Source organism: Hoeflea sp. (genome assembly GCF_039975035.1).
In the GTDB taxonomy this organism is placed as follows: Bacteria; Pseudomonadota; Alphaproteobacteria; order Rhizobiales; family Rhizobiaceae; genus Hoeflea.
Window position 1 is genome coordinate 1 of the sequence record NZ_JBDWHW010000117.1, and the last position, 9,628, is coordinate 9,628.

General features: G+C 60.0%; 8 protein-coding genes. 6 read left to right on the plus strand and 2 right to left on the minus strand.

The window, feature by feature from the left end; genetic code table 11:
* Positions 1–25: 25 nt before the first annotated feature.
* Both groL and groES read right to left on the minus strand, forming a co-directional pair.
* Positions 26–1,675: a chaperonin GroEL gene (gene groL, locus ABJN75_RS09985; protein ID WP_348439254.1), complete on the minus strand. Its 1,650-nt coding sequence runs from the start codon at positions 1,673–1,675 to the stop codon at positions 26–28.
* Between the two features lie 70 nt (positions 1,676–1,745).
* On the minus strand, positions 1,746–2,042 hold the full coding sequence (groES, locus tag ABJN75_RS09990; RefSeq protein WP_348439256.1) for a co-chaperone GroES: 297 nt from the start codon (positions 2,040–2,042) through the stop codon (positions 1,746–1,748).
* Positions 2,043–2,286: 244 nt separating this feature from the next.
* Between groES and ABJN75_RS09995 the strand changes: the two genes are divergently transcribed.
* The 6 genes from ABJN75_RS09995 to ABJN75_RS10020 form a co-directional block, all read left to right on the plus strand.
* Positions 2,287–3,135 carry a TIGR01459 family HAD-type hydrolase gene (locus ABJN75_RS09995; RefSeq protein WP_348439258.1) on the plus strand — a complete coding sequence of 283 codons (849 nt, stop codon included), beginning with the start codon at positions 2,287–2,289 and terminating at the stop codon, positions 3,133–3,135.
* 22 nt (positions 3,136–3,157) lie between these two features.
* Positions 3,158–4,147 (plus strand): bifunctional riboflavin kinase/FAD synthetase, encoded by a 990-nt coding sequence (locus ABJN75_RS10000; RefSeq protein ID WP_348439260.1) that lies wholly within the window; start codon positions 3,158–3,160, stop codon positions 4,145–4,147.
* Positions 4,144–4,863 (plus strand): SDR family oxidoreductase, encoded by a 720-nt coding sequence (locus tag ABJN75_RS10005; protein ID WP_348439262.1) that lies wholly within the window; start codon positions 4,144–4,146, stop codon positions 4,861–4,863. Before ABJN75_RS10000 ends, ABJN75_RS10005 begins: the two co-directional genes overlap by 4 nt.
* On the plus strand, positions 4,860–5,612 hold the full coding sequence (locus tag ABJN75_RS10010; protein ID WP_348439264.1) for an SDR family NAD(P)-dependent oxidoreductase: 753 nt from the start codon (positions 4,860–4,862) through the stop codon (positions 5,610–5,612). Before ABJN75_RS10005 ends, ABJN75_RS10010 begins: the two co-directional genes overlap by 4 nt.
* A gap of 254 nt (positions 5,613–5,866) precedes the next feature.
* On the plus strand, positions 5,867–8,839 hold the full coding sequence (gene ileS / locus ABJN75_RS10015) for an isoleucine--tRNA ligase (protein ID WP_348439265.1): 2,973 nt from the start codon (positions 5,867–5,869) through the stop codon (positions 8,837–8,839).
* Positions 8,840–9,025: 186 nt separating this feature from the next.
* The coding region (locus ABJN75_RS10020) for a hypothetical protein (protein WP_348439267.1) at positions 9,026–9,628 on the plus strand (603 nt) is incomplete at its 3' end.

A 9,628-nucleotide genomic window follows, 5' to 3' on the forward strand; every position in this document is an offset into this window, starting at 1 on the left:
CATTGGTAACAAGGCTGACGCCTTATTACATCATGCCGCCCATGCCGCCCATTCCGCCCATGTCAGGCATGCCGCCGCCGCCGCCGGCGCCTTCCTTCTTAGGAAGTTCGGCGATCATGGCTTCGGTGGTGATCAGCAGGCCGGCAATCGAGGCCGCATCCTGAAGAGCAGTGCGGACAACCTTGACCGGGTCAACGATACCCATGCTGATCATGTCGCCATATTCACCGGTCTGGGCGTTGTAGCCGAAGGTGTCGCTCTTCTGGTCGAGGATCTTGCCCACAACGATCGAAGCTTCGTCACCAGCGTTCGTCGCGATCTGGCGGCAGGGAGACTGCAGCGCACGACGGACGATGTTGATGCCTGCTTCCTGGTCAGCATTCACACCCTTGACAGTGATGGCAACCGAAGCGCGCAGCAGCGCTGTGCCGCCGCCGGCAACGATGCCTTCCTGAACAGCAGCGCGGGTAGCGTTGAGCGCGTCGTCGACGCGGTCCTTGCGTTCCTTGACTTCCGTTTCAGTTGCACCGCCAACGCGGATGATGGCAACGCCACCAGCGAGCTTGGCCAGACGTTCCTGCAGCTTTTCCTTGTCGTAGTCGGAAGAAGTTTCTTCGATCTGAGCCTTGATCTGTGTGATCCGGCCTTCGATTTCCTTCTTCTTGCCAGCGCCATCAACGATGGTGGTGGTTTCCTTGGTGATCGACACCCTCTTGGCGCGGCCCAGCATTTCGAGCGTCACGTTTTCGAGCTTGATGCCGATATCTTCGGAAATCACCTGACCGCCGGTCAGGATCGCGATGTCTTCGAGCATTGCCTTGCGGCGATCGCCGAAACCAGGAGCCTTGACGGCTGCAATCTTCAGGCCGCCACGCAGCTTGTTGACCACGAGCGTAGCAAGGGCTTCGCCTTCAACGTCTTCCGAGATGATGAGCAGGGGCTTGGAAGTCTGCACAACAGCTTCGAGCACAGGCAGCATGGCCTGAAGGTTCGAAAGCTTCTTCTCATGAAGAAGAATGTAGACGTCTTCAAGCTCGGCAATCATCTTGTCGGGGTTGGTGACGAAGTAAGGCGACAGGTAACCGCGGTCGAACTGCATGCCTTCGACGACTTCGAGTTCGCTTTCAGCGGTCTTGGCTTCTTCGACGGTGATAACACCTTCGTTGCCGACCTTCTGCATGGCTTCGGCAATGTCCTTGCCGATCTGTGCTTCGCCGTTGGCCGAGATCGTGCCGACCTGTTCGACTTCTGCCGAGGTCTTGATCTTCTTGGCCTTCTTCTGAAGGTTGGAGATGACTTCTGTCACGGCCAGGTCGATGCCGCGCTTCAGGTCCATCGGGTTCATGCCGGCAGCAACAGCCTTGCCGCCTTCGCGGACAATCGACTGGGCCAGAACGGTGGCGGTGGTGGTGCCGTCGCCAGCCTCGTCATTGGTGCGAGAGGCAACCTCTTTCACCATCTGTGCGCCCATGTTTTCGAACTTGTCTTCCAGTTCGATTTCCTTGGCAACAGTAACGCCGTCCTTGGTGATGCGCGGAGCGCCGAAGGACTTATCGATGATGACGTTACGGCCCTTCGGGCCCAGTGTCACCTTCACCGCATCGGCGAGGATGTCGACGCCGCGGAGCATTTTCTCGCGGGCGGTACGACCGAATTTTACTTCTTTAGCAGCCATTTAACTTAACTCCCGGGCCTGAGGCCCATCGTGTTGAGGCAGATTGGATTTGATCGGGTGTCTGTTCGGCTCAGCCGAGGACGCCCATGATGTCGCTTTCCTTCATGATCAGAAGGTCTTCGCCATCAAGCTTGATTTCAGTGCCGGACCATTTGCCGAACAGCACGCGGTCGCCAGCCTTGACGTCGAGCGGCACAAGCTTGCCGGCTTCGTCGCGGATGCCGGAACCGATGGCGATGATTTCGCCTTCCTGCGGCTTTTCCTTGGCGGTATCAGGAATGATGATCCCACCCTTTGTCTTTTCTTCGGACTCAACACGACGAACGACAACGCGGTCGTGGAGCGGACGGAACTTGGTTTTTGCCATTGTCTATATTCCTTGATCGAATGACAGAAGCAGCTGAGGCCCCTAATGGGCCCCACGGAGATGAAACTGGCACTCACCTCTGCAGAGTGCTAGCGAGGCGGAGATAAGGATACTGCCGGCGAGTGTCAAGAGATACGGGTGCATTCGCAGCCAAGTTGCAGCGTCCCGTTTGCAAAATAACGCCGGGGACTTGTATTCGGCGGCAAGCTGGGCGACATCGTTGTGCCGAAAGGAACTGCCCGCAATGCCACGCAAAATTACCGATCTTGATCAGCTCACCGATCGCGCCGATGTCGTGTTGTGCGATGTATGGGGTGTGATCCACAACGGCGTCAACCCGTTCCTTCTGTCTATTGAGGCTCTGAAGGCTGCACGCGAACGGGGGCAGACAGTCATCCTGATCACCAATTCGCCCAGACCCGCAAGCGGCGTGATCCGCCAGTTCGAGACGATTGGCGTCGATCCGGACTGCTGGGATGACATCGTGACCTCCGGAGACGTGACCCGGCAGCTGGTTCAACAAGCGCCCCGCGCCGTTTATTTTCTAGGGCCTGACCGGGATATGTCTCTTGTCGAGGGGCTGGATATCGATCTCGCCGGACCGGAGGCTGCCCAGGCCGTGCTTTGCACCGGCCTGCTCGAAGACGAGACCGAGGCCGCTGAAGACTATCGGGCATTGCTGGCCGGATTGCGCGCACGTGATCTGCCATTTATTTGTGCCAATCCCGACCGCGTTGTCGAGCGTGGCGACCGCCTGGTTCCTTGCGCCGGCGCGTTGGCCGATATCTATGCCGAGCTTGGCGGGGAAACCCGCATCGCCGGCAAGCCCCACGCGCCGATCTACAAGGAAGTCATGGCGCGTGCGCAGGCCATAAGGGGCAGCGTCGATATGGAGCGCGTTCTGGCCATTGGCGATGGCGTGCAAACCGATATTCGCGGCGCGCTCGACAATGGCTTTCAGGCCATGTTCATTGCCCGCGGTATTCATGCCCGCGAATATGTCAACGGCCGTGTGACCGACGAGACCCGCTTGCAAACCTTCCTGGATGCCGCGGGTGTTGCCCCGGCCTACTGGATGGAATGGTTGGCCTGAGCGGCGCGAGGTGAGAAATTCCATGGTGCAACGCGTTCAAGATTTCGAGGAGTTTTCGGACGACCTGAAGGGCGGCGTTGTGGCGATCGGCAATTTCGACGGCGTCCATCGCGGCCATCAGGCGGTTCTGGCCCGCGCCACCGAAGCTGCGAAATCAGCTGGTGTTTCTGCCGTTGCCCTGACGTTCGAGCCGCATCCGCGCACGGTATTCCGTCCCGATCAACCGGTCTTCCGGCTGACGCCCGCGCCGATGAAGGCCGCCATACTCGGGCGCCTCGGCTTTGATGCAGTGGTGGAACAATGTTTTGACAAGGCGTTTTCCGCCCGCAGTGCGGAAGATTTTGTCACCGGAATCCTGCGCGGCCAGCTTGGGGTTCGCCACGTTGTAACCGGATATGATTTTCATTTCGGCAAGGGGCGTGAAGGAAATCCTGCCTTTCTGATGGAGGCCGGTGAGCGGCATGGTTTCGACGTGACCCTCGTCGAGGAGTTTCAGGATGAAAACGCTGAAGTGGTATCTTCAAGCCGCATCCGCGAAGCGCTGGAACATGGCGATGTCGGCGAAGCGGCGGGTTTGTTGGGCTATCGTTATGCCGTGAGCGGAGACGTGCTGCATGGAAAGAAGCTCGGCCGCGGCCTCGGTTATCCGACCGCGAACATGGCTTTGCCGCCTGAAACGGCATTGATGCCGGGTATATACGCGGTCAGATTCCGCCGCCAGGACGGGACGATCCATGACGGTGTGGCCAGTTTCGGCCGTCGCCCCACCGTCGATGAAGACGGTGCCGCCTTGTTGCTTGAAACATTTCTGTTTGATTTTTCCGCCGATCTCTACGGCGAGACCTGCACGGTTTCATTCGTCTCGCGGCTTCGCGGCGAGGAGAAATTCCACGGACTGGATGAACTGGTGGCGCAGATGAAGATCGACGAAGCCGAGGCCCGAGCCGTTCTCGGCCATATCTCGCCACTGTCATCGCTGGACGCAGCGGTGACGTTTGGAACCGTGGAATGATTGGTGCCGTCTCGCGCCGGGTCCTCATCACCGGCGGAAATGCCGGCCTCGGCCTGGCACTCGCCAAAAAGCTCGCCCGCCATCACAAGCTTCTGCTCTCCGGGCGCAAGCCCGAAAGTGAAGTTGCGGGTATCCTGCCGCGGGATGCCGGATACATTTTGGCCGACCAGAGCAGTCCGCAGCAATCCGCCGAGGCACTGGTCCGCGGCGTGCACGATTTCGGCTGGGACAGTCTCGACAATGCTGTGCTCAATGCCGGTATCGGAATTGTGCCGGACGATGGTCTCGACAGCACCGAGGCGATCCGGCGGACCCTCGATGTCAATCTGCTGGCCGCCATGCTGCAGGCAAAGGCGCTTTTCCCGTTGCTCGAGAAGTCCAGGGGAACCCTGACATTCATCGGCTCGGTGGCGCATTCCGGTTCCACGACAATACCGGCCTATGCCGCCTCCAAGGCCGGACTGCACGGGCTTGGCCGGGCGCTGCGGTCGGAGTGGAAGGGAAAGGTCCCGGTGCAGGTGCTGCATCCGGGACCGGCGAAAACCGAGATGCACGACAAGGCGGGATATGATCCGGGCCACATGCGCGCGCTGTTTCTTGAGGCGAACGATGTGGCGGCGATGATGGCTGCGGCCATTGCCGCGCGCCGCTCCCCGGTGACGCTGTCCTGGGCGCGGTATCTCTGTGGCGGGGCGTTCCTGGGGCGGCGCCTGTGAGCGGGCTGCAAAACCGCGCTCTCGTCACCGGCGGCAGTGTCGGACTGGGGGCCGCGATTGTGCGCCGGCTGGTGGCCGGTGGTTTCGACGTGGTTCTGCTTGATCGGGATCGGCCCGGGCCTGATGCAGCGGTGACAGATTTCCTTCAATGCGATCTGGCGAGCCGCACCGGGCTTGACGACGCCCTGTCAGGGCTGATTGCTGCAGGGCCTTACGATCTTGTGGTGCTCAATGCCGGGATCAATGCCACCGGACGGTTTGAGGACTTATCCGCTCAAGCCCATATGGATGTGCTGCGCGTCAATACGGAGGCGCCGATGGTGATCTCCACCCGTCTGCTCGAAGCGGGCGCTCTAAATCCGGGCGGAGCCATGGTGTTTGTCTCGTCGCTGTCGCATTTCACCGGCTATCCTGGTGCAGCAGGCTATGCGGCCTCCAAGGATGCGTTGGCGATCTATGCCAAAAGCCTGCGCAAGGCGGCGAAATCCCGGGATGTGACGATCACCGTGGCCTTTCCCGGCCCGTTGCGCACCGACCACGCCGAACGCCATGCGCCCGAGGGTGCCGACGCCAGCAAACGCATGGACCCCGACCTCGCTGCCCGCCTGATCATGGCTGATGCGTTCGCCGCCAGGAAGACGTCTGTTCCGGGGACTGGCAACCGGTTTGCCGCGATTGCCGGCAGACTGTTTCCCAAGCCCATCACCGCGCTGATGCGGCGGTTGATTTATCAAAGATTGAAACCTTAGCAGTCAGAGAAGTGGAAGGTGAGCGGATTGCCATGCGCAATCTCCTTTTCACGCGCCACAAAAACCATTATGAACCCGACCCATGACCACGGCTGTCCCGATCATAGGCTCGCCGCCGATACGAATTATGGTCCCGGTTTCCCGCTGAGCAGTGCTCGCAGGGGACCGGGCATCTTGGCGTGGACTCCGCGCCGACCTCCGAATTCTTCGATAAATGTCCACAAAGGGCCAGCGGCCCAGAAGATTGCGACACCATGACCGATACCAACGACAAGTTCGATTACTCCAAGACCCTCTATCTGCCGCAGACCGATTTTCCGATGCGTGGCGGTCTGCCGCAGAAGGAGCCGGAACTCGTGGCGCGCTGGCAGGAGATGCGGCTGTACGACAAGCTGCGCGAAACCTCCGCCGGACGCCCCAAATATGTGCTGCATGACGGCCCTCCCTACGCCAACGGCAACATCCATATCGGCCACGCGCTCAACAAGATCCTGAAAGACGTGATCACGCGATCGTTCCAGATGCGCGGTTTTGATTCCAATTACGTTCCGGGCTGGGATTGCCATGGCCTTCCGATCGAGTGGAAGATCGAGGAGGAAAACTACCGCTCCAAGGGCAAGGAAAAACCCAATCTCAAGGAACCTGAGGCGATGCTCGAGTTCCGCAAGGAATGCCGTGCCTATGCCGAGCACTGGGTTTCGGTGCAGTCCGAGGAGTTCAAGCGGCTGGGCATCGAGGGCGATTTCGACAAGCCCTACAAGACCATGGATTTTCATGCCGAAGCCCGGATCGCCGGCGAACTGCTGAAGATCGCCAAATCCGGCCAGCTCTATCGCGGCTCCAAGCCTATCATGTGGTCGGTGGTTGAGCGCACAGCTCTGGCTGAGGCCGAGGTCGAATATCAAGTGGTTGAGAGCGACACGATCTGGGTGAAGTTCCCGGTGCAAGGCTGGGTAAGGTCCGCGACAGGCGGTGAGGAAAAAATCGTCGCAGCCATGGACGAGCTACTCAAAGCCTCCATCGTCATCTGGACCACCACTCCCTGGACCATTCCCGGCAACCGTGCCATTTCGTTTTCCACTCGTATTGCCTATGCGCTCTATGAGGTCACAGCGGCTGAAAATGACTTTGGCCCACAACCGGGCGAAAAGCTGATCTTCGCCGAGGCATTGGCCGAGGAGTGCTTCGCTAAGGCCAAGCTCGGGTCCAAACGACTTCGGGATGTCTCCGCTGATGAGCTCGCAGCTATCACCTGCGCTCACCCGCTCAAAGGCCTCGGCGGCGGCTACAATTTCCTCGTGCCGCTGATTCCCGGCGATCACGTCACCGATGATGCCGGTACCGGCTTTGTCCACACTGCGCCCGGCCACGGCCGCGAAGACTTTGAAGCTTGGATGGATGCCGCACGTGACATCGAAGCCCGCGGCATCTCGTCGGTGGTCCCGTTTACCGTCGATGACGCCGGGTTCTACACCAAGGATGTCCCCGGTCTCGGGCCAGACCGCGAAGGCGGCGCTGCTCGCGTCATCGACGACAAGGGCAAGAAGGGCGACGCCAACCAGGCCGTGATCACCGCCTTGATCGAGGCCGGCAATCTGTTTGCCCGTGGCCGTCTCAAGCATGACTATCCGCATTCCTGGCGCTCCAAGAAGCCGATCATCTTCCGCAACACGCCGCAATGGTTTGTCTACATGGACAAGGATTTCGGCGACGGCACCACACTGCGCTCGCGCGCGCTCAAGGGCATCGAAGACACCCGCTTCGTCCCCGCCGCAGGCCAGAACCGGCTGCGTGGCATGATCGAGGACCGGCCAGACTGGGTGCTCTCGCGCCAGCGCGCCTGGGGCGTGCCGATCTGCGTCTTCGCCGATGTCGATGGCAATGTGCTCGACGATGAGGCGGTCAATGCCCGCATTCTCGCAGCCTTCGAAAAAGAGGGCGCCGACGCCTGGTTTGCACAAGGCGCGCGCGAACGCTTTCTCGGCGATCTGGCAAGCGATCCGAAATGGATCCAGGTCACCGACATTCTCGACGTCTGGTTTGATTCGGGCTGCACCCATGTCTTCACGCTGGAAGACCGCCCGGACCTCAAATGGCCGGCCGATGTCTATCTCGAAGGCTCCGACCAGCACCGAGGCTGGTTCCATTCCTCACTGCTTGAAAGCTGCGCCACGCGCGGCCGCGCACCCTATGACGCTGTCATCACCCATGGCTTCACCATGGCCGAGGACGGTCGCAAGATGTCGAAATCACTTAACAATCAGGTGTTCCCTCAGGACATCATGAAGGAGTCCGGCGCCGATATCCTGCGCCTGTGGGTGATGAACACGGATTACTGGGAAGATCAGCGTCTCGGCAAGACCGTGATCAAGACCAATATCGATGCCTATCGCAAGCTCAGAAACACCATCCGCTGGATGCTGGGCACGCTGGCCCATGATGCGGGCGACACAATTGCGCCCGCTGACATGCCCGAACTTGAGCGGCTGATGCTGCACCGGCTTGCCGAACTCGATACGCTGGTGCGCACCGGCTACGACAATTTCGATTTCAAGCGGATTTCTCGGGCGCTGACCGATTTTGCCAACATCGAGCTCTCGGCATTCTATTTCGACATCCGCAAAGACGCGCTCTATTGCGATGCGCCGTCGAGCCAGCGCCGCCAAGCATCACTGCAGGTGATCCGCACCATCTTCGATTGCCTGGTGACATGGTTGGCGCCAATGCTGCCGTTCACCATGGAGGAGGCCTGGCTTTCCAACAAGCCCGACGCCGAATCAGTGCACCTCGAACAGTTCCCCGAGGTGCCAGCTGGATGGCGTGATGACGCGCTCGCAGCCAAGTGGAAGAAGATCCGCACCGTGCGGCGTGTGGTGACCGGAGCGCTGGAAATCGAGCGTCGTGAAAAACGCATTGGGTCTTCGCTGGAGGCTGCTCCTGTCGTCTACATCACCGATCCGGCGCTGGTTGAGGCGATCGGAGACAGTGATTTTGCGGAAATCTGCATCACTTCCGGCGTCCGTGTCGAGACCAGTACTGGACCTGACGATGCATTCCGTATCGACGATGTCAGCGCCGTTGCCGTCATGCCAATGCTTGCTGAAGGCCAGAAATGCGCTCGCTCATGGCGGATCACCGACGATATCGGCTCTGATTCCGCATTCCCGGATGTTTCCGCCCGGGATGCGGCGGCCTTGCATGAGCTCAAGGCGCTCGGCCGCCTCTGATACAAACCCTGTCCGGCCCGGCTTTTTTTGGCGGCGGGCAGGGGCAGCGATTGGTTCGAGAGCGAATTTTCCGGGATCAATTGCTCTCACGGCGGCAATCCGATAAAACCCTGCCTGAAAAAGGCCGGATTGTCCGGCGACAAGCAGCGTGAATTCTAAGTGACTGTCTGAGACGGGACCCAGTGCATGACAATGAAGACCGAGTATCGCGCCGGCGTGACCATGGGCGCACTCATTGCCGCAAGCCTGACATTGTCAGGCTGCCTTGGCCCGACCTATGGCACGGATAAGACATCGACCGAGCAATTGATGGACGATCTTGGCAACATCGCCTCGTTCGGCGGGTCCAACAAGGCGGCGGGCATTGAATACAAGCCGCGCCCGGCAATCGTAAAACCTGTGGATACCGCGAACCTCCCGACCCCGCAGCAGAATGTGGTTGAAGGCAACCCTGCCTGGGTGGAATCGCCTGAGGAAACCCGCAAACGTCTGATCGCCGACGCAGACGCCAATTCCGATGGCTCCACGTTCAAGTCGCCCTTGGCCAAGCGCGTTGCGTCATCGGGCGGTTCCTCCGAACCAACCGGTGGAGGTGCTGCTGACGGTCCGCCAACCCCGAGCCAGACCCTCAGCGCAGCAAAACAGCGCAAAGCTTATCAGGAAGGTCGAAAGATCCAGCAGGGCGCCTATTCCGATCGCCGCCGCTATCTGTCCGATCCGCCCTTGACCTATCGTAAACCAGCGGAGACCGCCCCGGTTGGCGAACTCGGAGAACCCGAAAAGGTCAAG